The sequence below is a fragment of the Priestia sp. Y58 genome (assembly GCF_029522095.1).
Lineage (GTDB): Bacteria > Bacillota > Bacilli > Bacillales > Bacillaceae_H > Priestia > Priestia megaterium_E.
The window spans coordinates 57,361-83,324 of sequence record NZ_JAKWFL010000004.1 but is presented as its reverse complement, the minus strand read 5'-3'; the positions used below and the strand labels follow the sequence as shown (position 1 = coordinate 83,324).

Here is a 25,964-nt window from a genome sequence, read left to right as displayed (position 1 = left end):
AATATTATGATGGCCTTGTGCTAACCCCCCCACCGACAAGTGCTTTTTCAAAACAGCTACCTTTACTGTCTACTTTCCGATAAATGATTGAGCTTTCCATGTATATATGGAAATAGTTAGCTTTCATACAAAATCTATAAATAAAAAAAAGACGCTTAAGCTCAAGCGTCTTTTCAAACTATGTTCCTTACTTCATATACGTTGCTTTTATACGATACGTTGCACTAGATATGCCGCTCCACCCGTATGGTGTTACTTTAACATAATAAGTACCTTGCGAAAGATTTTCGTTGAGTTCTATAATATTACCTGCTGAACTATAGTAATCTCCATCTATTTGCTGATTATATTGATCATATAGGTACATTGAATAACCGCCCGTTGTATTATCTAATACAATTTTGGCATTTCCATCTTTTTTCGTTGTAAATTGATAAACGTCTCGATCAATACTTGAATATGCGCTTGAGCTGTATGTTTGACCAGATACTACATTCATTGCAGTTTCAATCGTTTCATTTGGCTCAAACGTCGCTCCATCTCTTTTTATTGTACCTGGATAAGTTGCTTTTAGGCGATAGGTTGCACTTGTGGTTCCGCTCCATCCATAAGGCTTAATTTTGACGTAATAAGTTCCTTTTTGAATACTTTCATTGATTACAATTTTGTTCCCCTTTGAACTGTAGTAATCTCCATCTATCTCTTCACCATATTGATTGTATAAATACATTGAATAGCCAGCTGTTGTTTGATCTAGTGTAATATACACTTCTCCATCTTTATTGGTCGTAAACTGATAGGCATCTTGATCAATATTAGATTCACTTGTTGATGTGTATATTTGTCCTGAATTAACAGACATACTTGTTTCGTTCGTCTCGTTTGGCTCAAACGTTGAAGGATTCCGACTAATTGCTCCTGCATATGTTGCTTTTATACGATAGGTTGCACTTGAAATCCCTCCCCAACCGTACGGTGCCACCTTAATATAATATGTGCCTTTTTGAATATCTTCATATAAAACGATTTTACTTCCTCTTGTACTATAATAATCCCCGCTGATTTCATTGCCTTGTTGGTCATATAAATACATTGAATAACCGGCTGTTGTTTGATCTAATGTAATATACACTTCTCCATCTTTATTGGTCGTAAAAGTATACGTGTCTCCGGCACTGCCTGATGCCATTTTTGCTTCTACAAATACACCGGACTGCAAACCGCCTTTTGGATTTGTTTTAACATTAAGTGCTGAGCTTTCTGTCGCATTATTAGAAGGATCAAACGCTTTGATTTTATACGTATACGTTGTGTTTGGCTGCAAGTTTGTATCCGTATATTCTTTTACGTTCCCTACTGTTTTCACTAGTTTATTGTTTCGATAGATTTCATACTGCTTAATCCCTGAAGCATCATGGGCACTTAGATTTAATGTCACACTATTTGTCGTTTTCGATTTTACCGTTACTTTCACACTGTCTGGATTTGTTGTATCTTTAGGTAACGTTTTTGCTGAAACGTTGCCGCTTTCTGCCGCATTGTTAGAAGGATCAAATGCTTTAATTTTATACGTATATGTTGTGTTTGGCTGCAAGTTTGTATCCGTATATTCTTTTACGTTCCCTACTGTTTTTACTAGTTTATTATTTCGATAGATTTCATACTGCTTAATCCCTGAAGCGTCATGAGAGCTTAGACTTAACGTTAGGCTATTTGTTGTTTTAGATTTTACCGCTACTTTCACACTATCTGGTTTTGTTGTATCTTTAGGTAGTGTTTTCGCTGAAACAGTTCCGCTTTCTGCCGCGTTATTGAAAGGGTCAAACGCTTTGATTTTATACGTATACGTTGTGTTTGGCTGCAAGTTTGCATCCGTGTATTCTTTTACGTTTCCTACTGTTTTTACGAGTTTATTATTTCGATAGATTTCATACTGCTTGATCCCTGAAGCATCATGGGCGCTTAGATTTAATGTCACACTATTTGTCGTTTTCGATTTTACCGTTACTTTTACGCTATCTGGCTTTGTTGTATCTGAAGGGTAAGTCGCTTTTAAGCGATAGCTTGCATTTGAAATTCCATTCCAGCTATATGGAGTAACTTTAATATAGTATGTGCCTTTAGCAAGATTCTTTTTAATCACGTTGTTTTTCCCTCGAGAACTGTGAGAGCCTCCCCCTAGCGATTTTCCGCCCTCATTGTAAAGATATAGAGAAAATCCTGCTGTCGTTTGATCTAAGCTTATATAAACTTCTCCATCTTTATTGGTAGTAAACTTATAAGTGTCCGTTGCCTTGCTCGATAATAATTTACCTTGTACAGCAATACCTGAAGATAGATTTCCTTTATTGGCACTTATGCTTTGTGCATAAGTCGTATGATTAAAAAATGATAGGAAAGCCAGTAGGCAAACCATTACAATACTTAATTTGAATTTCATTTAACATTCTCCTTAGCTTTAAATATTTTTTAATTTTCTTACTTTTCCCCAACTATTCTTTCAGCAAGCTCTGGATCCGAATAAGTTGAATTAATAGCGCTTAACTTATAAGTCAGTACTCTTTTCACTGCTTCATCAATACGAGCTTCAGAGAGTTTATGGTTTTGAACTGCTTCTACTACACCGTTAAAGAGTTCTTCTTGCGTTTCGAGCGTATGACACACAAGCAAAATATCCGCTCCTGCTTTTAATGCTTTGTATCCCATTTCTCTAGGTGTGAAATATTTATTTACCGCCCCCATTTCTAAATCATCTGTGATAACAATTCCTGTGTAGCCCAGCTTTTCCCTTAATAGCTTTTGAATAATAATTGGAGACAGGCTAGCTGGATTTACTTTGTCATAAGCAGGATATTTAATATGTGTAACCATTACAAAAAAGCGATTGTTATCTACATTCTGTATGGGTTTCTTAAAAGGATAAATATCACTATTTTCTAAATCGAGCTGATTTGCTTCTACAGAAGATGTTTCTTTATGCGGGTCTATATCACTCCGGCCATTTCCAGGAAAATGTTTTAAGGTTGCTGTGATTCCTGAATCGTTTAATCCTTTAATGACTTCGTTACCATAAGTGTTCACAAGATAAGGGTCTTTTCCGAATGAACGTGTGTCGGTGTTAGATAAATCTAAAACGGGTGCAAAGTTTAAATTAAATCCCATCGCTGCTAATTCGTGTCCAGAACGATAAGCTGTATCATACACTTGTTCAGCATTCTTTTCTTTTCCTAGCTCCTGTTGAGAAGGAAGATAAGAAACCTGGTCTTTCATTCGAGTAATAGCTCCACCCTCTTGGTCCACGCTCGTCAGCAAAGGAATATGATGTTGGTTTTTTAGAGCCAGCTGCTGAAGGTGGTTATTTAGTTCAGCTACTTGAGCAGGTGATTTCATATTGCGATCAAATAAAATGATGCCTCCTACGTGATAATCTTTAATCATCGTTTGAACATGTTCATCCATTTCACCGCTTTGAAAGCCGATTATCATTAACTGACCAATTTTTTCTTCAAGCGTCATGCGGGCCATTAAGCTATCTACCTTTTCTGTCACACTATCTTGTTTTTTATGATTTGATGCCGTTTTTGGAGCTGTTTTTTTACTAGACTCACCTTTTACATTCTCAGAAGCAACTTTAGGCTTAGATGTGTTAAGCACAAGTGAACTTACTGCTGTAATCACTAAAATTGCCATTAGAAAAAGAAGCGCTATCTTGCTTACGCGCTTCATTGTGCCTCAACCTTGGAGCTAACTTTTTTTAGTTCAGGTTTATTTAGTTTCCAGCTGCCACCTTCTTGAACGAGATTCCAGTTTCCAACCCACTTTTGTACTAATGTTGTGCCATCGTTGTTATCGTCATATGAAGTCATTTCAATATATGCTGTAGCTCGATTAGCATCTATTTGTTTTACTTCTACTGCACCTAGTTCATCGTACATGTTTTGCTGAAGTCCTTTTTCCCAAACCGTTTGACTTACTTGTTGTTTAAATGACGAAGAAAACAAATTGTACGCTGTTGAAAAATTTTCGTTACTAATACTTCCATAATGAAGTCGAATCGTGCTTTCAATAGCTCCTGAATCATCCGAAGATGATTCAGGCTGTGCTGGGATAGTTGGCGCAATTGAAGCCGTTGAGCTATCGTCTGCTTCTTCATTTGCTGAAGAAGAGAGCTCTTGAGTATATAACAGTTCGTTAACAGCCAAATTTCCATTTGCTAAAACTTTTACGATATAAGAACTGCTAAAACTCTTTATTTTTGACGAACCGTCATCGTAAAAAATCTCATATTCTTCTTGAGTAGTTACTTTATAGGTTGATTGATCGACGGATACAACCTTGTTAACAGTAAATCCTAAGCTTTCTTCTGTAATGTTTTTCTTTTCAAGATATTTAAGGTAGTCACGCTGTTCTTTATAGGCTTTACCTGAAGGGTCAAGTGAATCTTCTACAACAGTAAAGTTTCGACTGTTCACCGCTTCAATACTGTCACTGGAGTACCCCGCCATAAAATCACTAACTTGCTGTGCTGTGTAGCTGGGGCCTTCCTCTTCTTCAACAGGTTCCTCTTCTTGAGCGGGCTCTTGTCGAACAGAAGGTTGTTCCTCTGCCTCTGTGTTATCTTGTGTACCTGCATCATTAGAATTACCTTCATCAGCCTTTGGTGTTTCTTGCTGATTATTTTTCGTAACTTCTGCTGCTGTTTGTTCTACAGGAGCCGGTTCTTCATTATTAAAGGATTTACCAACCATAAACAAAAGCACCATGACAGCAACGACTAACACACCAGTCATTGCTTTCCATACGAATGGTACAGCTTTCTTCTCTTTTGAACGTTTCTCTTCATTCGTTTTTTCTGTTTTCTCTTCTTTTCGTTCTTCTGTTTGTTCTTTATACTCCTCCCGTTTTTCTTTTGGTTTTGGCTTCTCTTCTTTTTCTTCAGGTATAGAAGGAGCCGTAGGGATGACTTTATCTTCCCGTTCTACTAGCTTTGGCTTGGGAACTCTAGGATTCATCTCTTTTGCTTCGTCTAGAATAGACGCTATTTCTCCGAGAGACAGATCACTTTTAGCCTTTAACTTTTCAATTATTTCTTCATTAACAGTTGAATAATCAGAGATGATATCGACTAGCTGTGTGATATCAGAAGATTGCTTTGGGTCATAGCTGTTACTAATAGCTTTATATTCTCCTGCGCCGTATAAAACTGTACGATTTCCTTCGTCACTCATCCAAATATTCTCTGGGCAGATAAATCCATGTACAAAACGCTGTGCATGAAGGTGACGAAGCGCATCAATTAAATATTCAACTTCATGAATTTCAATACTTCCTTTTTCTTTTAAAGTCTGACCTGCTTCACTTTCTAGCAGAGCATAGACAAAAAGTTGATCTTGAGTTGCAATGGTTGAAACACGCGGAAGATACTTGTAGTTGTTAATATTGAGCTGATAATCTTCATATTGATGGTACCAGCGATCTTCACTTGCTCTATCTTCGCCATTGATCAATTTCATGACGCGTAATTGAAACTTTTTACCGTCACTTTGCTTTATCACTTCATACACTGTCACGTTTTCAAAAGAAAAAAGTTCTCTTTTTATATCATAGCCTTCTATTTTCAATAGTGATCACCTTATCCTTTATCTAACAAGTTATGAAACTATTGTTATGTTAATTTCACACTTTCCACTTTCCTAATATTACTTTCTCTTTGTACAATCGTGACAGAAACGGACTGCTGCTGGCTAATTCGGAACGTAATATGAATGTCTAACTCGCCTGCTTTACATTTTTTTAGCCCTGTCACATTAATCGTACCGATTTTTTTGTTGTTGCGAATATACTTTGAGGAACCTTGATACAATTCAATATCTAGTTCTTCACAATAATCTGTGTCTAAGGTATACACTTTTGTCACTTCACAAGGTGTGCGTCGATTACTTGGAATAAGCGTACTAAATTCTCCATTAGCTGCTTCTACACCTAGAGCATGAGCAGTAGCTGTTTGAATTTCAATTTCTTTAGACCACTCAATGCGTCCATCTAAAAAGGCTGCGTAGATGCTTGCTCCTTGTGCGACACATAAATCTGGATCTATATCTCCGTAGATTTTATTGTCCCCGATTTTTTGCGAGAGAATTTGATCAATCTTTGGAATACGACTGGAACCTCCAACTTTAATCACTCGGCTAATATCCGTTCGGGATAGTGATGATTCTTCAATTACTTTATCAATAATACTGTCCATTTTTTCAAAGTAATGAGCGATACATCCTTCAAAATCGTCACGCGTAATTTCTAGTTCAATATGCTGTCCAGGTAAAATATTAGGCTTAATAATATCCGTGTATTCTTCATAAGATAAAATTTCTTTCGCTTCTTTAGCTGCTTCCATCAATGCTGCTTTCGCTTTAAGTTCGTTTTCTACAGTTAGACCGTTAAAATCTAAACTCGCTTTCACTTTGATAAACTCAGCTAAGCTTTCATCAAAGTCTAACCCTCCAAGACGATCGTCTCCTCCGGTTGCCAGTACTTCAAATAAAAGACGCTCGGGACTATTGGTGAATCTAAAAATGGTTAAATCAAACGTGCCTCCACCTAAATCGAAGACCATAATGATTTCATCTCGAAGGGCTTCTTCATTATGAACACCGTAAGCTAACGCTGCAGCTACCGGTTCTTGGATAATACCGAGTACATTTAGATTAGCTAAAGATGCAGCTTCAGAAGTATTGGTACACTGAAGCGCTGTAAAGTAATAAGGAACCGTCACAACAACTCCTGCAGGATCGAATCCTGGAGTTGTTTTTTCTGCGTATTCATATACATCACGTAGAATCATAGATGATACTTCAATAGGCGTAAATTCTTTGTTTCCTACTTGAATTTTCTGTTGCCCGTCATCCATCATTCGCTTTACCCCAATAATGGCATTTTCCGGGTCAATTAAAGCACGCTTTAGCGCCAAATTTCCCACCAGCGGCTTTTCTTGACGCTCATCATAATAAACAACAGAAGCCCATGTATATTCTCTTCGGGGGTTTTGATAAACCTTAGGCCCTTTCTCCGTCCACCTAGCAATAGCTGAATAAGTTGTTCCTAAATCTATGCCTAGCACCGGTTTTTTTTCATTATCATGCCTCATTCAACATTCCCTCTATTCTCTTCTACAAGGTCTTTTGACTTATTTTTCACGACAATTACTTGAGCTGGACGAATGAGAAAATGAGACTGATTAAATAATTCCTTTTGATAGATAAGGCCGTATCGAACAACTTCTTTAATTTGCTCATCTTCTAGCTCATCATCTTCAACAACGCCAATAGGTTCATGTTTGTATTCATCGAACGTGTCTTGAGGCTGAGGAATGTAAAGCTCCACGTGAAACTCATTAAATAACCCTTCAACATCTTTCATTAAACGCGGATAGATAGTTAACCACTCTTTTACTTTTGAGAACTGTTCGTGATTTTGCTGTTCTAGTTCAACTAGCAGGTCATTGGCATAATTACTCCCACTGTAAAGACCGTCGATGATAGGAGCGACGCCTTTTTCCATAAATGTAACAAATCTTTTTTCAGCTGCTTCAATTCTTTCATTTACTTCTTCAAGAACGTTTTGGTTCGAACGAATTGCTTCTTTTAACAGCGCTGCTTCACTTTCACTATAAGTTCCACTCTCTGTTTCTTCTGTAACTTCTGCTTCTTTTTCAATAGAACCGTCTTCAATCGGTTGATTTTGAATGTCATGTTCTTGCGCGTTGTTTTCATCTACTTCTAATGCTTCTGAATGATTTTCCTCCGCTGTCGTTTCAACATCATCTTGATTCTGCAGATCGGATGCAGAGTCTGATACTACTTCTTCTGTTTCAGAAACTACTTGTCGATTTTTATTAATTTGTTCACCAATTTTTTCTGCCAAGATAAACTCAGAAGTAGCTGTTTCGATTTCTTTTTCAGGATTAAGCCTGCGAATCAAGCGACCGACACTTTTATCCGAGAGCCTGATTCCTTCAAGTCTGTTCTCTAATTTCTCTTTCAATTCATCAGTGAATTCTTCATCGATAGTCGTTTGCTCGTATTTTTCATGAAAAGAAAACATAAACTGCTCTGTTTCTTGACTCAAACGGTCAAATTCAGCTTTCCATTTCTCCAGCTCTTTTTGTCTGCCTTCGTACTGCTGTTGAAGAACGAGCAGTTCTTGCACCAGTCCCGATTTTTCTATCATTTAATTCAGCTCCTAATTTCTTTGAATAGTAATTTGACTAACTACTTCGTCGTCTCCATTAAGCTTAGCGGTTACAATTACTTCATTTTGTTGATTGATTTCAAAGTTAATTAGAATTCGATGTTTCCCTTTGGGAGCTGCCGGAATTCCGCTTAAGAAGAACTCTCCAATACACACACACTGAGGGTCACTTACATAGTCTACTGGTTCTGGTGTTTGGAACACTGTAATTCGTATTTCCGTCATATTATCTTGATGAGTGCTATATTCTTTTTGTACTGAAACAGAAGGCTTATCTTGCGTTAGTTCAAGACCTTTTTCAATAATTTCGTTAAAGCGCCCTCCAACAATTTCAATTCCAAGGTGATGAGTAACAATGTTATTCATTTCAATTTCCGTATTAGGCTTATCTTCTTCGTCTCCGTCATTCGTTTCATCTAACTTATCAGTAGGTACACCTAAACTTGCTCCAAAGATTGCTGCACCTTGAGCCACTACAGTATCTGGATCAATGTTAGAATAAGGCTCTTTATTTAGCAGTTCCTTAATCTTTGCACTCACTAATGGAATACGAGATGAGCCTCCTACTAAAATAACGCGAGAAATATCGCGAACGTCTAATTCAGCATTTGTCAGTGCCTTTTTCATTGTATCTATCGTTTGATCAATCAATGGACTAATGGCTGCTTCAAAATCTTCTCTTGATAGTTCATAATCAATATTGTGAACATTACCAAATTCGTCTTTAATAATATTTGGAATTTCTATAGCTACAAAATCAGTCTCAGACAGCTCTTTTTTTGCGTGCTCACAGGCTTCTTGAAGTTTCTGCTGAGCTTCTAACAACGTAGTAGCCGATAACCCTTGGTCAGCTTCTAAGTCGAAAAGATCTAGATTGCTTTTTGCTTTGAAATCTTCTCCTATTAAATTCATGATCACTTGATCAATGTCATATCCTCCAAGTTCAGGATTTCCCTCTTTTGAAAGAATAGTAAATTTCGCCTGTGAATCTTCGGAGACACTGTCTACTTTTAAAATAGATACATCAAACGTTCCTCCACCTAGGTCATATACCATAATCGTTTGGTTTCTGCCTACTTCCATTCCATACGCAATAGCTGCCGCTACAGGCTCTTCTAATAAATACGTTACGTTCAAACCAGCTAATTCAGCCGCTTCTCGAGTAGCCCGCTTTTTATTATCATCAAAGTTGGCCGGCACACAAATAACTGCATAAGCAGGGGTTCCATTTAATTCAAAATCTTCTTGATTAATAACATACTCTTTCATTTTAGATAAGATTTCCGCTGATACGTCTTCAGGACGGTAAGCCTTATCAAAGAATTCCTTCTTCCACTCCGTTCCCATTTCACGTTTTATAAATGAAATGGTACGTTCCGGGTCAAGTAAAATTCGGCGTTTTGCTGTTTCCCCTACCTGCACATCCTCTTCAGAACGGAAACTGACTACAGAAGGAATCGTTGCTTCTTTTCCCATCTTAATCATATGTGGTTTTCCTTTACGATAAATAGAAACTGCTGAATTGGATGTTCCTAAATCTATTCCAAGAATATACGGGCTGTTTTTTTCGATAATTGCCATGAATTAAGCCTCCTGTTTATTTGTGTCGATTACAATTTTTTTAATTTTTAACTCATTATTTTGAATCATATTTTTTAGCATTACTAAATCCATTTCACCAGTTTGTAGGTATTTCTCCACCAAAAAAGCATTAGGAGAAAGTTCTGCACTAGAAAATGTTAAGATTCCATCAACATCTAGCTCAAATAGAGAAATAACAGGGATGAGCTCCTTCTTAGGCGTAACCGGTAATACTAACTCACCTAACAAATCCTTATCTTGAGGTAAATAATCCTCAGTACGATATACCGGGAGTTCCACACCTGTTTGGTTTGGAAATCTAGTGGTTCCAATATTTGCTCCCATACATGGAATAGATGTATTTTTTTCAATTAAATGAAAAATTCTGTATTCATCATTTTGATTATACAAACCAATACCTAATGAATGGGCCGTAACGTCTTTTACTTCTATAGGTACAGGTGCTGCATCAATGCTAGGAGCCGATAAATTGGCTGCCATAATAGCTGCGCCTTGAGCTACGATTTCATCTACGTTGTCTGCTATGTATGGTTTTTTTATATTTTGAGTTACAGCTTCTTGCACTGCTCTCATTCTTGTAGAACCACCTACTAATATCACTCTGCTAATATCTCTTTTGGTTAAATCAGCTTCTTCTAATACCTCATTCATTTTATTGATCGTTCGTTCTAGCAATGGCTGAATCATTTTGTTAAATGTTTCAACGTCCACTTCTTCATCAATATGAGTTCCAAAAATATCTGGTATAGATATATCCGTAAAGTCACTTTCTGAAAGTTCTTTTTTTGCTTCTTCTGCCGCTTCTTTAAGACGTTGCATAGAAAGCGAGCCTGGGGACATTTGATTAGCAGCAGCCCCATTAGAAACGTTACTTAATAAATAGCTCACAATTTTTTCATCAAAGTCGTCACCACCAAGCAATGAATCACCATCCACGGCTTCAACTTCAAATGAATTGCCTTCTACTTTTAAGATAGATACGTCAAACGTTCCCCCGCCTAGGTCATATACCATAATCGTTTGGTTTCTTTCTTTATCAAGACCGTAGGCAATAGCTGCAGCTGTAGGTTCAGAAAGCAGTCTTAACACATTAAAGCCCGCTAGTTCTCCCGCTTTTTTAGTCGCTTCACGCTGTTCATCTGTAAAATAAGCCGGAATGGTAATAACAGCATCTTTTACTTCTTCACCTAAATATTTACTTGCTTCGGTTTTTATCTTTTTTAGGATTTCCTGAGCAATGTCTACTGGGGTTAAAGCTTTATTATGTATATGGTATTGCTTATTGGAATCTCCAATAAAGCGCTTAGAAGAAGAAACAGTATTTTGAGGATCAATATATAATCTCGCTTTAGCTGAATGTCCTACTAAAATTTGTCCGTTGTCTTTGTAAGATACTACCGAGGGCAGCACTTTTTTTCCTTCAATTGGAATACTTTCAACTTTTCCTCTGCGATATACAGCAGCTGTTGAATTACTCGTTCCCAAATCTATCCCAATAGATAAACCCATATAACCACTCCTTTTTTCTTATTCAAGAATAAAAAAATACAAAAATATCTATTTAACAAAACTTTAGAACTAAACAATTAACATTTTACTACATATTATTGTAAAAATCTCTATATTTTTATCTATTTTGTCCGCTATATAACGACATAAAATTTAATCTATATCTTCATCTTCACCAATAACAAGTTCATCAAGAGAACCAAACTCCTCTTGCTGAGCAATAGTTGCCGCCGTTTCATTATTGTTTAAAATAAGATTAGGGTCTGAACCATAATAATGAACTTTGTAATCTTCCAATTCTTTTCACCTCCATGTAGTTAATATTCATCTTCATTTCATCCCTCGTTCTAGCTAGCCCATTTCTTTTTTCCCTGAGCATACTGTTAAAGCAACTACTGAAAGAATTAGTAAGCATATGAACTTAAAACCATTAAGCATTTCTTCACCTTTTTCTATATATTTTGATGGCTAAGTAAAAATTACCTAATAACTTCATTTTATATCGACAATTTTTACAAAAAAGAAAGTTCTTAAGACTTATAAATATAGAAAATTAATCTATTTACCAGTACGATATATGTAAACTTCTTATGAAATAACCAAAAATTTCATGATAAGCAATAAAGGTTTAATTTCTATGTTAAGATGTTCTAGGAATTTTTAACTAGAGGGAAACGAAGAGGAGGGTCATTTTTATATGAGAAAATCTATTTTTCTTTCTTTAACGGCAATTCTTATTAGCAGTTTACTTATCGTATTGTTCTCCAAACAAGCGCACCCAACTAAAAATGAAAGATCCTCGGCTCAAATAACAGTGGATAAAAGGGCTGCTAATTTAACAGGTAAAAAGATTTCTTTAGAAGAAACAAAGCTTAAAAGCCGTTATAGCACTTCACTTAGAGATACAAAAGGTCAGGATTATAACGTGTATGTACTTGCTTTACAAGATAAAAGATGGATTGCAGGGCCAGATGATGTATGGGCTGGTATTAGTGAAGGCGATGAAATATTTGAAGGTGATTATCAAATAGGCATTCAACCGACGAACGAATCATCTGTTTACCTGCAAGATGTTAAAATGAAAGATTATCAATATAACAAAACAAGAAACATGATTTTCACCTTCACTTTATTGAAGGATCAACCAAACTTCTTATTCTTTTCAACAAGAGAAGCTAGTGTCTCAGAAGGCGGCCCTGCCTATTATTTAAAAGATGGTAAATTAACAAAAGCAACGTTCCTTGAAGAAGGCGAAATATCTCAAGAATTATCTTTTTCGTCACGACCCAAGCCGATAGGAAACAATAACATCCAGCTCATTAATTACTGGAATGGAGGCCCTATCGGATGGGAATTTAGCACATATCAGTTCAACAAAAATAGTGGCACCTTCATATATAAGGGTTCTAAATTTTACATAGACAATGACTCAAACGAAGGAGAACAAGTAGCAAAACAATGGAACAACTCTCCAAGTTTCTTTGTTGAAACACCTCAGTCCAGAAAAGATATATTAGGATTTTAAATTTCAAAAATGAATCAGAAAGAAGCCAAGAAGAACAAAAATCTGTTCGCCTCGGCTTCTTTCATTTTAATTGACTCGATTTTATCCTAGCCTTCTTTTATCATGAGATATCATTTATTTCTAACATATTAATGCTATTAATTGCTTAGATCCTCTTCTTCTCAACAAAAGCTTTCCTTCTCAGCAAACTTCCAAAAACTTTTCTGATAGTTTATAACGTTATCTACTCCTTCGAATAAAGCAGGTGGTGTTTTTCTTTGCGGCAAAACGTGCGGATCTTTCCAGTTCACATCTACCCCGGTAAGGCCTTCAATAACTCCCATGGTTGCAATAGGTAGGTATGCTAGGTTATATCCTCCTTCTTGTGCTACAATAAGCCTTCCTTTGCAATATGATTCTGCTAATTCTCGCATTTTGTTTGCCATATATTTAAATCCTTCTCTTGTTACCATTAAACGAGAGATGGGATCCAAAGCATTTGCATCTTGTCCAGCTGATATTATGATAAGCTCAGGCTGAAATTGTTTAATAACTGGTGCGATGATAGATTCAAATACATATTGATAGCCTTTATCTCCAGTCATGGGAGGCACGGGTATATTTATATTATATCCTTCCCCTTTTCCTTGTCCGATTTCATGTACCTGACCAGATTCTAATGGAAAATAATCTTCTTCATGAACCGAAATAGCAAGTACATCGTCACGTTCATAAAAGATGTCTTGCGTTCCGTTTCCGTGATGAACATCCCAATCCAAGATAACAACCCTTTCTAACCCGTAATGTTCAATTGCATAGGCAGCGCCTACAGCCACATTGTTATAAAAACAAAAGCCCATTGCTTGGTCTGAAGACGCGTGGTGCCCTGGTGGACGTATTTGAGCATAGACTTTACTTATTGTTTCACTCTCCATTACGGTATCTACTGCTTTCATGACGGCACCTGCGGATAGCCTCGCAATCCCTTCCGTTTCAGCAGATGCATATGCCTCAGGTCCAATCTCTCTCGTTCCCGCTTTACATGCTTTTTGGACATGCTGAATATGGTCTTTAGTATGAACCCGAAGTAGATCTTCATCCGTTGCTTCATAAGGTGATTGTCTAACTAAATGATGTGCTAAGCCGCTTTTTTCAATCATTTCTTTGATTACATTCATTCGATGCTTGTTTTCAAATTCGTCACAAGGCTCTACTATTTCTCCACCTTCAAATACATACTGAATCTTGCGGGTGTCATGGCGTAAAAATCGGTCATCCCAAATCCAGCTTGTTTTATGTATCATTCTGTTTGGCTCCTTTCTTTTTATACTAGAAATCAGGCTTATACATTTGAAGGCGTGCGAAATGCTTCTTTTTTTAATAATAATTCGTACGTATCTGGTCTTCTGTCACGCATAAACTGAAGCAAATTACGTGTTGAATCAATTTCTTTTAAGTCAACTTCTTGAATCAGAATCCCTTCTTCATCCGTTAAAGACTGTAGAATTTCTCCCATTGGATTGCTTACAAAGCTTCCTCCGTAAAAGGTCATATCTTTTTCAGTTCCTACCCGGTTCACCGCAGCAACAAAAACACCATTTGAAATCCCGTGTGCTGAAATAGCTTTTTCCCATGCAGGACGAGTTGATAGTTCAGGATGATCAGGCTCTGAACCGATAGCAGAAGGATAAAATAGAATATCCGCTCCTTGCAGCGATAAAATTCGTGCTACTTCTGGGAACCATTCATCCCAGCAAATTCCTACTCCAATTGTTCCATACTGCGTTTCATATACCGGGTATCCCGTATTTCCTGGAACAAAATAATATTTTTCATGATAGTTCGGCCCGTCAGGAATGTGGTTCTTTCTTGTAATTCCTAAGCAAGTTCCGTCTGCATCAAATACAGCTGCACTATTAAAATAAACGCCTCTAGCTGCTTTTTCATAAAAAGGCACAATCAGCACAACTTTCAAGTCTGCTGCAAGGTCTGCCATTTCTTTTAATACGGCGCTCTCTGCTGGTATAGCCAGCTCATATCCTGCCGGTGACACACTTTGAGGGAAATACTGAGCATTAAATAGTTCTTGTAGACAAATAATTTGAGCTCCATTTGCTGCGGCTTCTTTAATCTTTGTGAACGTGTAGTTAATATTAGCTTCAACGCTTTCTTCACACTTAACTTGAATAAGACCAACTTTTACTGTTTCTTTCATTTTAACCTCTCCTTTTATGTTAGAAATTTCAGATAATTAATAACGTAATTCATCAAGATATATGTTCGGTTTTGAGCTGGTTTGGCTCTGTTTTTTCACCAAAAGTAAATTGAGGCGGCGCCTTTGTAAAAAATGACGTCTTGTATACTAGATAAATAAAGCCTATAACAACCCAAATACTCCCTAACGAAATAGATTTTATATCTAAGCTTGTCCATAGCCAAATTGTAAAGGCTGCTCCAAGAATGGGACTGATTAAATAACGGCATGTGCCTTTAACATCTCTTTGTTTTCCCCGGATATAATAGTGAAAGATAACAGAGATATTTACAAATGTAAATGCAATTAACGCTCCAAAATTGATAAAGGAAGCAGCTGTAACTACGTCCATTGCAAGTGCGCTTAATGAAAGTAACCCAATAAATACAACGTTTCGCGATGGTGTTTTATATTTTGGATGTATATATGCAAATAGTCTTTTAGGCAGCATGGATTCTCTGCCCATTGCATAAAGCAGCCTCGAAGCACTGGCATGTGAAGAAATTCCTGATGCGATCGTTGAAGTAATAATTCCGGCAAGAAAAACAGATGAAAAGAGCGTTCCTCCAATATAAGCTGCTATTTCAAACGAAGCTGAATCTACAACTTTAAATGAATGATAGTTTGGATAAACAAGCTGGGTAATGTAGGAAACAAGTATAAAAAGTATTCCTCCTATAAATGCTACGAGAAAAATAGCTTTTGGTACATTTTTCTTTGGATCAACTGTTTCTTCAGACAGTGTAGTCACAGCATCAAATCCAAGGAAAGATAAACAGAGAATTGAAGCTCCTGCAAGAACAAAAGAAAAAGAATCCTCTGAGCCGAAAAGCTGTAAAGAAGAAAAGAACAAAAGATCACTTTCTCCTTCTATCATTTTTTTAATCGATAAGATAACAAATAGAGCTGTTACAAGAAATTGAAAAAGAACAAGTATTCCATTCACTTTTGCTGTCATTCGAATGCCAAATACGTTTATGCAAGTGATGATAACAATAAAAAGTAAAATCCAAAGAGACGATGGAATAGACGGAAACGCAGCTGATAAAAAAGTTCCCGCCAACAAAAAATTAATCATTGGTAAAAAAAGATAATCTAAAAGCACAGACCAGCCGACAAGAAATCCTAGGTGAGGACTTATAGATTTTTGAGTATACGTATAGGCAGAGCCTGATAAAGGATATTCTTTAGCCATACGTCCGTAGCTGTATGCGGTAAATAGCATCGCTGCAAGAGCAATGACATATGCCATAGAAACCATGCCATGCGTAGTTTGAGCTACAACTCCATATGTAGTAAAAACCGTCATTGGAGCCATATATGCAAGACCTAAAATGACGAGTGATCGAAGCGTTAACGTACGAGCAAATGTAGCATTTCGATTACCTTTCATCTTGTTTCACCTGCTTAACTAGTATCACTTTCATATAATACCCCCTTCTAATTTTAATACCTATAAATGAATGACTATCATTCATTTATAGGTTGATATAACTTCAATCCAAAAATAACCACAAGAATAATGAATGACTATCATTCATTATTCTATCATTATAATCGATAGGTTTTTCTTTGTCTTTACTTTTGTCAGAATTTTTAACATATTCATCCAAAAAAATTTATTATATACAATTATAAAGTAATTTACATATTCACTTACCTATTAACTTATCGCTTTCCAGAGTTCATCTCTCGCATTTTCACTTCAATTCTTTTTCTTCTACCCACTCCATTCACAGGACCGTACAAAACAAGATTTTAACTATTACTCTTTTTATTTCCTTTCACTTTTTGGCTTGCTCAAACAAGAAGACAACCAATACCCGATATAAGGCTATATCTGTATTTTACAATTTACTCCTTATCGAATTTTGTCGAATCTTTTTTAGGGTAATTCAACCTATTTTTATGGTAAAATCTAAAAAAGAAATTCGTTATATAGTATCATTTTGTGTGTTTCGTTCTTTAAAGAAAACAAGAGTAGTGAACTTAACTTGTTCAGTTAAAGGCAAACCAGTTGAAAGGCTGGGACGCAAAACTTCAGGTCTAAGGTCTTTAGGACTAGGATAGCTGGGTTTCCTGATATATCAGGAGGTAAAAGGAAAATATGAACAATCAGCGTGTCGTTAATGGAAGTATTGGAGCTTCGTATATGAGGCCACGAATTGTGGCTTTTATTCCGGCGCACAATGAAGAGAAATCAATTCGCGACTGCTTGGCCGGGTTAGGCGATCAGCTTCTTCCAAATAATGTGGAGCTTGATGTATTTGTGATTGCAGATAACTGTACGGACCGCACAAAAGAAAAAGCGGAGCTGGCCGGAGATGAATTTGATTTAAATGTAAAAGTACTGGTCACTGAAGGCAATAAACAACGAAAAGTCGGCGCGTTAAATACGGCTTGGAAAAAGATATATGGAGATACACTGGATTTATACAATACGACGCTGACGAAATATCAGCAGCTGTATAAAGAGTCGATTAAAGCGATTTTAGGAATGGATGCAGACAGCCGCTTGGCTCCGAAAGCACTCATTAATTTATGGGAAGATTTAATGACGTCCCGAAACATCGGCGGCGTGATGGCAAAATATACGATGAGAATGCCTAAAAAGAAAAGCTCGCTGTCAAAAGATGATGTCCATTACGAGGAAAAGCTTGCAAGCGGCGAGTACGGCGGACCGATAGCCCGGTGGTGGACGCATCAGCAGAAGCAGGATATGGCGAGCTGGCTGTTGGATCTTCAGTACCACGGCGGAAGCACGTACGTACTCGGCGGTCAGGCTACGCTGTTTCGCCCTGAAGCGCTTCAAAATATAGTGGAAGAAAATAAGCTTGACGGTCCTTGGCAAAATGACAGCGACGTTGAAGATATGCTGCTGACGTGGCAGCTGCAAAAATCCAACTGGAAAACGTTAATCAGTCCAGGCGCTCGTTGCTTTGTGGATTCGATGAGAAGCTATCACACGTACCGTGAACAGCGTAATAAATGGAAGTCTGGAACCGTGGATTTACTGACAAACGGAAATTTGGACGTCAGAACCAAGCATAAAGGAAAGCTGTGGCGTTCACAGGTTAAGACGCTGTGTGATTTGCTGATTCGCCTGCTGTTTATTGTATTGTTATCGGCTGCACTTGCGACCGATCAATTTTACTGGTCGTGGCTTTGGATCATTCCCATTGCGTTAGCTTCTGTGTTAAATATTATGCTCGCTGTCAAAACGCCGATGCACAGGCCGATTGATGTGATACTCGCCGGTCTTTTGATTAGTCCGGAAATTTATTTATGGGTGAATTTAATTACGTTTGGTCAAGTGTGGCTAGAGAGGCTTGCCGCGAATAAAAAAGACGGCTGGGCGAATCAATATAACGCGGAAAACGGGAAAACGCGCAGTAAATTAGGGCAAGGCATTTTAACGGGCTTTGCGTTTACAGGAATGATTGTTGTCCTGTGCATTTATTTCCGTGGTTACTTAACGAGCCCTTCTGTTCAGCAAGCCATTTATCCGTACTTAATGAACGGCTGGATCTTGCTGACGTATTTGACCATCTATCAGTCTCTTTATATGTTTTACCAAATTTGGACGCTTCGAAAACCTATTCAAGCGTAAAAAAAAGTGATGTCTCCGTGGAGACATCACTTTTTTTATAGAAATCGCCTCTTTAAGTATTCGGCGATTATTTGAGGAGCAGCCGGCTGACTGACGATATAGCCTTGAATAAAGGAACATTCGTGCTTTTGTAAAAATTCAAGCTGCTCTTTTGTTTCAACGCCTTCTGCGATCACTTTCATGTTAAGAGCATGAGCTAAGTACAAAATGCTTTTTGTAATCGCCTGCTGCTTTCCTTTATCAGTCGCGTGTTGAATAAACGTTTTATCGATTTTAAGCGTGTTAAATTCGAAGTCTTTTAAATGTGCTAACGAAGAAAAGCCGGTGCCAAAATCATCTAAAGCAAACGTTACGCCAATTTTCTTTAATTCGTCCATGACTTTTTTTACGTGTTCTTCATACTGAATAATAGAGCTTTCCGTCACTTCAAATTCAATGAATGAAGGGGCGATGTTGTAACGAGCTAACGTTTGTTGAACGTGCTCTACAAATCCTCGTTTCAGCAAATGTTTAGACGAGACGTTAATCGAAACGGGCACGGTTTGTAACCCTTGATTCTTCCACTGCTGCAGCTGCTTGCACACATGATTAATTACCCAGTCGCCGAGTTCAATAATTAAATGAGTTTCTTCCGCTAATGGAATAAAGTCTTCTGGTGATACGCGTCCCCATTCCGGGTGATTCCAGCGAATTAACGCTTCGATGCTATCAATCTCTCTGCTGTTTGTATGAACCTTTGGCTGATATTCAATAAAAAACTCATCTTGAAGAAGTGCGTTGCGCAGTCCTTTTTCCAGATGATAGCTTTTATACGTCTCGCTGTCCATTAACGGCGAATACAGCTGCCAGTCGCTTCGCCCGATTTCTTTGGCACGGCGCATAGCAAGGTTGGCATTCGTCAATAAGGTCTTCACATCTTCACCATCATGCGGGTAGATGCTGATTCCTATACTGGCTGTGACGTACAGAGAAAAGTCGTCAATCGTAATTTCTTTTTCAATTTCTTGAAAAATAGCAGCAGCTAGCTTTTGACATTCATTTATGTGTGCAAGAGATAAAAAACAAATCGCAAGCTCGTCTTCTCCTACTCTAGCTAGCATCACATCTGGCGTAACGAACTTTTTTAACCGATTGGCGATAGACTGCAGCAGGCGATCGCCTACGTCGTGTCCTAATGTATCGTTAATATGCTTGAAGCGATTCAATCCTAGATAAAAAACCGCTAATGAATCTCTTTCTTTTTTCATTTGCCGAATGAAATTTTTTAATTCTTTTTCAAACTTTCTTCGATTTGGTAAGTTTGTCACATGATCATGAGTCGCAAGATATTCAACTTGATCCATGTACTTTTTTTCTGCGGTGATATCTTCAATGATGCCATCTATGCGCACTAGTTCTCCATTTTCGTCAAGCGTGGGAATACATCGATCTTTTACCCATTTCATCTCTCCCGCTTTTGTGTAGATCCGATACTGCTGGCGAATCGTTTTTCCTTTTTGCAGCTGATGCTGCGATTTGACCACAGCTGGTTTATCTTCAGGATGAATAAAGCTTTCCCACAGATCTCTATCTTCTAAAAATTTAATCGCATCTTCTCCGTAAATGTTGCTCACACCACTGGAGCATACAATCACTTTATTGCTTTGCACATCAACGGACCATATTCCGGTATCCAAATTGTTATAAATCGTTTGAAACTGATGTTCTTTTTGCTTTAATTCGTTTGTAATCACTTTCGATTCCGTAATATCATGAACAACGCCAATTAGCTGTATGACGTTTCCTTGCTCATCTACTAGTGCATCCGCTTGCTCAAACACCGTACGTTCTTCACCGTTTGGCCGTATCAGCGTGTATTCAATGTTATAGCTTTCTCCCGTTGAAAGTGCCTCCATAACTGCTTTTTCTAACCTTTTTTGATCACAGCTGTTGATTAATTGAAGAACTTCTTTTAAAGAAGGAGTAAAGAGCTGATTAGGATTTAATCCGCAAATATTATGCAGCTGAGGCGACCAATAGCTTTTATCTTCCGCCACATCGTAATACCAGCTTCCTACATTCGCAAGCTTTTGCTCCATTTTCAAATGCGTCTCTAATTGAGAAATGTGATTGGAGCGCTCCTGTTCTTTTGAATCATCTCGGCACACGGCGTAGACTCCCGCTACTTGCTCACTTATGATAATAGGAATGAGCGTAATATATAAATGAAGTTCTTTTTTTGTTTTGTGATTGATTGTCGTTGAAAAATGAACTTTTTCCCCTTTTAAAGCACGTTGAAAAAGTTCTTGTGCCTGCTGTTGTTTCGACTTATGTATAAGAGCTGTCAGCTGCTGGCTTTTTTGTTTGTGCTCGTTTCCTGTTAGCTTGAAGGCTGCTTCGTTGCTAAACATGATATCGCCTTCACAGTTGATAAAAAAAATACCTTCACTGTATTCTTTTAAAAGCTGCGTATTCAAACGATCAAGATGTTTCATGATCATGATCGACTGCTCCTTCTCCGTGTTTTTATCTGGCAAGATCTCATGGCGCCTCCTTTTATCTATTTCTTTTATACTATTATAAGCTATATTTGACATATATTTTACTTTATTTTCCCGAAATGAGGAACGTATCAGGAAAATATATCCAAAGGTATTTTTTAAGGCTTTTTTGTTTGGTAAAATAAAACATGTAAAGGAGGGATTATTTGACTCACAGTGCTAAAAAACATAATTTATTTTCTAGAGGTTCTTTTCAAACCGCTGCTTTTCTACTTCTTTTCTCGCCTCTTTTTACTCGTTTGTTTCAGCAGAACGTCTGGGCGTATATACTGGTGTCTTGCATCATCGTTCTTTTTAATTTCATCACCGAGTGTATACTGGTAAAAAGAATCAGCGCTGCGCCTAAAAACTACATTGCTTTTTTCCAAACGATTTGTCTGCCTGTGAACGTACTTCTGCTATGTTTTTTCTACTATGTTACGTAAAAAAGCATCTATCGATTTGATAGATGCTTTTTTTATATTATCAATCATTCAAAAGACTCGATACATGCTTGGCTACAATCGCTCCTTGACCGGCTGAAGAGCTGATACTAGAAAACAAGGGAGTCGTGCACGCGTCTCCAATGGCATAAATAGCCGGGTTGCTGCTTTGATGCACTTCATTGATGACGATGAGTCCGCTTTGTGTAGTGGTGACTTTTTCTTTAATAAGTTCAACATTGGGCGCTACGCCTAGTCTGATCAGCACTGCGTCTACTGATAGGTTTTTACTTTCACTGTTTTTACTCTTTAAATCGATCGATGTGACGTGATGCTTTCCGTGGATAGCCGTCACTTCCGTGTCTGTCATCACTTTAACACCGGGGTCGGAAAGAACTTTTTCAACGTATTGCTCTCTTGCTTTAAAATGCGTAGAACGATGAATCAGATATACTTCTTTTGCTTTTGATACTAAAAGATGTGCTCCTTCAAAAGCCCGGTCTCCTCCGCCAATGAGAGCAACTCTTTTACCTTTTAACCGTTCTCCGTCTGCTGAAGCTGAATACACTTCTCCTCGGTCAATCATTTGCTGCTCACCCGGCACTCCCAGCTTTCGCTGACTAGAGCCCGTTGCTAAAATAAGATACGTATAGCTAATTTCTTTTTCTGTTTCGTGCTGCTTTACTTTTACTGTTTTAGAACGTTCGTCAATGGAAATTACTTTTGTATTCGCTTCATATAAGCAGTCCATATCGATAAAATGCTGAACCATTTTACGCTGCATCTCAATTCCATTTTCCGCTTGTATTCCGGGATAATCAATAATCTCATTATAAATCGTAAACAGCTGTCCGCCTAACTGTGCCTGCTCTTCAAGAAGCAAGCACTCAACGCCTAGCCTTTTACACCACACGGCAGCAGAGATTCCAGCGGGTCCTCCGCCAATAATCAGTACGTCAACATGTTGCATACAGCTCACCTCGCTTCTGCTTCTCAGCTTATATGGCTTTTTGTTTCTTTACATTTGTCGCTGTAAAAGAGATAAAAATTCTCCTCGAACCTCTGGTTTTTCCATAAATGTGCCTCGAACGGATGAAGTGGCTGTAGAAGCTGAAGATTTTTTAATTCCTCTTCCACACATGCACATATGCTTCGCTTCAATAATCACCATAACTCCTTTTGGCTCTAACACTTCTTCGATTGCATCTGCAATTTCATTTGTTAGGCGTTCTTGAACTTGAAATCTCTTTGCGTATCCTTCTACCGTACGAGCAATTTTAGATAAACCTGTAATTTTTTTATCCGGTATATACCCAACGTGGGCAACGCCAAAGAACGGTGCAAAGTGGTGTTCACACATTGAGTGAAATTCAATGTCGCGTATCAATACCAGTTCATTGTGATTCACATCAAATGTTTTTTCCAAATGAGTTTTCGGGTCTTCACGATAGCCTTCCGTGTATTCTAAAAATGCCTTTAACACGCGGTACGGCGTCTCTTCAAGGCCGTCTCTTTCCGGATTATCTCCACATAAATCAATCAGTTCTTTCACCGCATTCATAAATGTGTCAGCTTGACCTATTTTTTTATCTATTTCAGTTGAATTCGTGCCTACTGTTTCTAAAAATTTTTGAGCAATTAAATTTTGTGTACTAAGTGCCATCTTTTTATGTCCTCTTCCCTTTTCTTAGTAAGTTTATTTTTAAATGATGGTTTTGCTTCAGCTATTTAAAAACGCTGCTTCAAAATCTTCTGCAGCAAGTGGCTTGCTAAACAAGTACCCCTGCATGTGATCACAGCCATTTTTCATTAAAAACGCTTTTTGATATTCTTCTTCTACACCTTCTGCGATTACCTGCAGCTTTAAGCTTTGAGATAAGCTGATAATCGCCTGAGCAATTTCACTGTTGCTGTAATCTTCTTGAATATCCTGGATAAAAGACCGGTCGATTTTCAAACAATCAATTGGTAATTTTTTCAAATAACTCAATGAAGAATATCCGGTTCCAAAATCATCGATAGAAATTGATATACCATATTTCTTTAACAGATGTAAAGCTTTAATCGTTTCTTCCGCGTTCATCAACAATGTACTTTCCGTAATTTCCATTTCAAACCATGTGGGATCAAATCTATGGAGCGAAAGAAAGTGCTGTATTTCATTAACCAATACAATCGGATCCTGGAATTGCCGCGGAGAAAAGTTAACCGCTAGCGTCATTTTTTCGTTTCGATCCTTGTTCCATTTGCTGACTTGAGCACAAGCTTTCTTCATGACAACTTCCCATAGAGACTGAATCAAACCTGCTTCTTCTGCTATAGGAATAAACGCTTCTGGAGAAACAAATCCAAGCTCTGCGTCATTCCAGCGAACTAATGCTTCTACGCCGGTGATTACGTTGCGCTTCGCTTCTATTTTCGGCTGATAGTAAACGTCAATGTCACCTTTTTGAATTGCTTTTCGCAAGCGCGTTTCGATGTGAACTTTTTCAGCTTGTTTTTGATTTAACGAATCATGATAAATACTTACTTTACTGCCGCCTTGTCTTTTTGAAGCATACATGGCAACATCTGCATACGTAATAAGCGTGTCCAAATTCGTAGAGTGCTCCGGATAAAAGCTTAACCCGCTGCTAATACTGACAAACACTTCATCATTGTCAATGTAGCAGGGCTGTTGAACATACGCCATGATCTTCTCGGTGATACCTTCAACTTCTTCCGGCGTAAAATCGCTGAATAAAATGACAAGCTCGTCTCCTCCTTGCCTTGTAAGAAAGCTGTTAGCAGGAGGCAGACAATCTTTAATACGGTTGGCTATCAGCTGTATAAGCTGATCTCCTTTTGAATGCCCTAGCGTATCATTAATATCTTTAAACCGGTCTATATCCATAAATAACACGGCTACGTGACGAATGGACTTTTCCTTCGACTCGATTAAGCGCCTGTTTAATTCTTCTTTAAAATATCTTCTGTTTGGCAATCCTGTCAAAAAGTCGTGGTAGGCATGGTACTCACTTTCTTCCTGACTCTTTTTTAAATCGTCCACATATGTTTTTAAAAAGTGAGAAAGGTGGTTGATGTTTGCTACAAGTCCTCCCAGCTCATCTTTTCTTCTTACATTCAGCACCTTGCCAAAATTGCCTTTGGCGATTTGATTTACGTGCTCCATAATATGTTTAATTGGCCGCGTAATGGATGTGGAGAAGACAAAGCTGATAACAAGAACAATAAAGATAAACGGAAGAGACAGCAGTAAATGTTTGATTAATTCTTGCTGCAGCTCTTTTTTAATAAGCCCGTAGTCATACACTACACCTATCACGTAAGCTGGAGAGTTTTTTTCTTTAATCGGTACCAATGTTTTTAATACTTTTTTATCGTTAATTTCAGCAGTATAGCTTTGTGATTTTCCCGTTTTTAAGGCCTTTTGAATGGACTTTTTATCACGTTCGGTATTTCGATACGTGTATGTACCGTACCAAATCGGCTGATCTTTTATTCTAATATATTTATTGCCGTTTAAATATACGTTTTGATTTCTTTTCCCGAAATTTTTCGGGTTAAAAGCCGTTAGTTCGAGAACGCCTTCAAGATTTTCCGTAAAACGGTTCATCACGTTCGTAGGACCAAACCTTTTTTCAAAATCCAGTACGTGCCGATCTCGAAAATAAGGATCAATAATGTAATTAGTAGACCCGTCGTAATAATAACCCCATTTGTCAATGTGATTAGGGTTGCTGGAAGCTATTTCAATCGGCCCGCTCCAAAAGTGAGATAAAGCAAATCCTTTTTTGGTAGTAACCGGCTGCTGTGAAAGAAGCTGCTGAAAAGATGTATACCAGTAGCCCCACTCTTTTGTAGACATATTAATCTCTTTAGGATCAGAAGATTTCACGCCTATAATATCATCTCCTACAGGAGCTAATAACGTAATGTGAGATACCATCAGTTTTTCAGCTAATCGTTTTAACTCATCATTGCTGATGTCATGGTAATCAGCAGGCAAAGACTGTTGAATCGCAATCGAAGCCGTTCGTAATTCCTGTGCCATCCGATCTTCCATATAGGAAGCACTATTTTTAGAATTTTCGACTTCGTACGCAATTTCTTCTGTGACCAGCGTGATTTCCCTTTGATTAAACTCTGTTAATCTATTTTTTGATCGAATGTAGTGCAAGGTGTTATTCGCTAGTAGAATACACAATACCAGCAAAGTAAAGAATACGGACAACTTTTTCTTTATCGACACTAGTGATGGCCTCCTGTTTAAAGA

General features: G+C 37.8%; 17 protein-coding genes and 1 riboswitch. Of the genes, 2 read left to right on the top strand and 15 right to left on the bottom strand.

Features of this window, described 5'->3' with window-relative positions:
* Positions 1-187: 187 nt before the first annotated feature.
* From MMB68_RS13710 to MMB68_RS13675, 8 genes are all read right to left on the bottom strand, one after another.
* On the bottom strand, positions 188-2,440 hold the full coding sequence (locus tag MMB68_RS13710; protein ID WP_277549060.1) for a pre-peptidase C-terminal domain-containing protein: 2,253 nt from the start codon (positions 2,438-2,440) through the stop codon (positions 188-190).
* A 38-nt stretch (positions 2,441-2,478) separates the two neighbouring features.
* The gene (gene nagZ, locus MMB68_RS13705; RefSeq protein ID WP_277549059.1) at positions 2,479-3,726 is read right to left on the bottom strand and encodes a beta-N-acetylhexosaminidase; all 1,248 of its coding nucleotides are present in this window, start codon (positions 3,724-3,726) and stop codon (positions 2,479-2,481) included.
* A complete protein-coding gene (locus tag MMB68_RS13700; protein ID WP_277549058.1) occupies positions 3,723-5,621 on the bottom strand; it encodes a TcaA NTF2-like domain-containing protein in 1,899 nt (632 codons plus the stop codon). The genes nagZ and MMB68_RS13700 overlap by 4 nt, the downstream gene beginning before the upstream one ends.
* Before the next feature lie 44 nt (positions 5,622-5,665).
* Positions 5,666-7,144, bottom strand: coding sequence for an Hsp70 family protein (locus tag MMB68_RS13695; RefSeq protein WP_277549057.1), 1,479 nt, complete (start codon positions 7,142-7,144; stop codon positions 5,666-5,668).
* Positions 7,141-8,226 carry a nucleotide exchange factor GrpE gene (gene grpE, locus MMB68_RS13690; protein ID WP_277549056.1) on the bottom strand — a complete coding sequence of 362 codons (1,086 nt, stop codon included), beginning with the start codon at positions 8,224-8,226 and terminating at the stop codon, positions 7,141-7,143. Before grpE ends, MMB68_RS13695 begins: the two co-directional genes overlap by 4 nt.
* A gap of 12 nt (positions 8,227-8,238) precedes the next feature.
* Positions 8,239-9,828, bottom strand: a complete 1,590-nt coding sequence (locus MMB68_RS13685; RefSeq protein ID WP_277549055.1) for an Hsp70 family protein — start codon at positions 9,826-9,828, stop codon at positions 8,239-8,241.
* 3 nt (positions 9,829-9,831) lie between these two features.
* The gene (locus MMB68_RS13680) at positions 9,832-11,358 is read right to left on the bottom strand and encodes an Hsp70 family protein (protein WP_277549054.1); all 1,527 of its coding nucleotides are present in this window, start codon (positions 11,356-11,358) and stop codon (positions 9,832-9,834) included.
* 153 nt (positions 11,359-11,511) lie between these two features.
* Positions 11,512-11,655 (bottom strand): hypothetical protein, encoded by a 144-nt coding sequence (locus MMB68_RS13675; protein ID WP_277549053.1) that lies wholly within the window; start codon positions 11,653-11,655, stop codon positions 11,512-11,514.
* 400 nt (positions 11,656-12,055) lie between these two features.
* Here MMB68_RS13675 and MMB68_RS13670 point away from each other — a divergent pair, with 400 nt between their 5' ends.
* Positions 12,056-12,883 carry a hypothetical protein gene (locus MMB68_RS13670; protein WP_277549052.1) on the top strand — a complete coding sequence of 276 codons (828 nt, stop codon included), beginning with the start codon at positions 12,056-12,058 and terminating at the stop codon, positions 12,881-12,883.
* 161 nt (positions 12,884-13,044) lie between these two features.
* On the opposite strand, the gene MMB68_RS13665 is transcribed toward MMB68_RS13670, so the two are convergent.
* Genes MMB68_RS13665 through MMB68_RS13655 form a run of 3 tightly spaced genes read right to left on the bottom strand, consistent with a single transcriptional unit; the run spans position 13,045 to position 16,509 of the window.
* Entirely contained in the window at positions 13,045-14,166 is a 1,122-nt protein-coding gene (locus tag MMB68_RS13665; RefSeq protein WP_277549050.1) for a class II histone deacetylase, read from the bottom strand.
* A 38-nt stretch (positions 14,167-14,204) separates the two neighbouring features.
* Positions 14,205-15,077, bottom strand: coding sequence for a carbon-nitrogen hydrolase (locus MMB68_RS13660; protein ID WP_277549047.1), 873 nt, complete (start codon positions 15,075-15,077; stop codon positions 14,205-14,207).
* Positions 15,078-15,129: 52 nt separating this feature from the next.
* Positions 15,130-16,509: an APC family permease gene (locus MMB68_RS13655; protein WP_277549045.1), complete on the bottom strand. Its 1,380-nt coding sequence runs from the start codon at positions 16,507-16,509 to the stop codon at positions 15,130-15,132.
* A gap of 604 nt (positions 16,510-17,113) precedes the next feature.
* Positions 17,114-17,199, top strand: a riboswitch (cyclic di-GMP riboswitch).
* A 24-nt stretch (positions 17,200-17,223) separates the two neighbouring features.
* Between MMB68_RS13655 and MMB68_RS13650 the strand changes: the two genes are divergently transcribed.
* A complete protein-coding gene (locus MMB68_RS13650) occupies positions 17,224-18,726 on the top strand; it encodes a glycosyltransferase family 2 protein (protein ID WP_277549044.1) in 1,503 nt (500 codons plus the stop codon).
* 35 nt (positions 18,727-18,761) lie between these two features.
* Here MMB68_RS13650 and MMB68_RS13645 read toward each other — a convergent pair whose 3' ends face one another.
* The 4 genes from MMB68_RS13645 to MMB68_RS13630 all read right to left on the bottom strand — a co-directional run bounded on the left by MMB68_RS13645 (position 18,762) and on the right by MMB68_RS13630 (position 25,940).
* Positions 18,762-21,206, bottom strand: coding sequence for a sensor domain-containing protein (locus tag MMB68_RS13645; RefSeq protein WP_277549042.1), 2,445 nt, complete (start codon positions 21,204-21,206; stop codon positions 18,762-18,764).
* A 525-nt stretch (positions 21,207-21,731) separates the two neighbouring features.
* Positions 21,732-22,658 (bottom strand): NAD(P)/FAD-dependent oxidoreductase, encoded by a 927-nt coding sequence (locus MMB68_RS13640; RefSeq protein ID WP_277549040.1) that lies wholly within the window; start codon positions 22,656-22,658, stop codon positions 21,732-21,734.
* A gap of 48 nt (positions 22,659-22,706) precedes the next feature.
* Positions 22,707-23,351, bottom strand: coding sequence for a GTP cyclohydrolase I FolE (folE, locus tag MMB68_RS13635; protein ID WP_277549037.1), 645 nt, complete (start codon positions 23,349-23,351; stop codon positions 22,707-22,709).
* 57 nt (positions 23,352-23,408) lie between these two features.
* The gene (locus MMB68_RS13630) at positions 23,409-25,940 is read right to left on the bottom strand and encodes an EAL domain-containing protein (RefSeq protein WP_277549035.1); all 2,532 of its coding nucleotides are present in this window, start codon (positions 25,938-25,940) and stop codon (positions 23,409-23,411) included.
* Positions 25,941-25,964 lie beyond the last annotated feature (24 nt).

Excerpts from the sequence above, each read along its gene's own strand:
- MMB68_RS13710 (WP_277549060.1), bottom strand. The coding sequence starts at position 2,440 with ATGAAATTCAAATTAAGTATTGTAATGGTTTGCCTACTGGCTTTCCTA.
- nagZ (WP_277549059.1), bottom strand. The coding sequence starts at position 3,726 with ATGAAGCGCGTAAGCAAGATAGCGCTTCTTTTTCTAATGGCAATTTTA.
- MMB68_RS13695 (WP_277549057.1), bottom strand. The coding sequence starts at position 7,144 with ATGAGGCATGATAATGAAAAAAAACCGGTGCTAGGCATAGATTTAGGA.
- grpE (WP_277549056.1), bottom strand. The coding sequence starts at position 8,226 with ATGATAGAAAAATCGGGACTGGTGCAAGAACTGCTCGTTCTTCAACAG.
- MMB68_RS13685 (WP_277549055.1), bottom strand. The coding sequence starts at position 9,828 with ATGGCAATTATCGAAAAAAACAGCCCGTATATTCTTGGAATAGATTTA.
- MMB68_RS13680 (WP_277549054.1), bottom strand. The coding sequence starts at position 11,358 with ATGGGTTTATCTATTGGGATAGATTTGGGAACGAGTAATTCAACAGCT.
- MMB68_RS13670 (WP_277549052.1), top strand. The coding sequence starts at position 12,056 with ATGAGAAAATCTATTTTTCTTTCTTTAACGGCAATTCTTATTAGCAGT.
- MMB68_RS13665 (WP_277549050.1), bottom strand. The coding sequence starts at position 14,166 with ATGATACATAAAACAAGCTGGATTTGGGATGACCGATTTTTACGCCAT.
- MMB68_RS13660 (WP_277549047.1), bottom strand. The coding sequence starts at position 15,077 with ATGAAAGAAACAGTAAAAGTTGGTCTTATTCAAGTTAAGTGTGAAGAA.
- MMB68_RS13655 (WP_277549045.1), bottom strand. The coding sequence starts at position 16,509 with ATGAAAGGTAATCGAAATGCTACATTTGCTCGTACGTTAACGCTTCGA.
- MMB68_RS13650 (WP_277549044.1), top strand. The coding sequence starts at position 17,224 with ATGAACAATCAGCGTGTCGTTAATGGAAGTATTGGAGCTTCGTATATG.
- MMB68_RS13645 (WP_277549042.1), bottom strand. The coding sequence starts at position 21,206 with ATGATCATGAAACATCTTGATCGTTTGAATACGCAGCTTTTAAAAGAA.
- MMB68_RS13640 (WP_277549040.1), bottom strand. The coding sequence starts at position 22,658 with ATGCAACATGTTGACGTACTGATTATTGGCGGAGGACCCGCTGGAATC.
- folE (WP_277549037.1), bottom strand. The coding sequence starts at position 23,351 with ATGGCACTTAGTACACAAAATTTAATTGCTCAAAAATTTTTAGAAACA.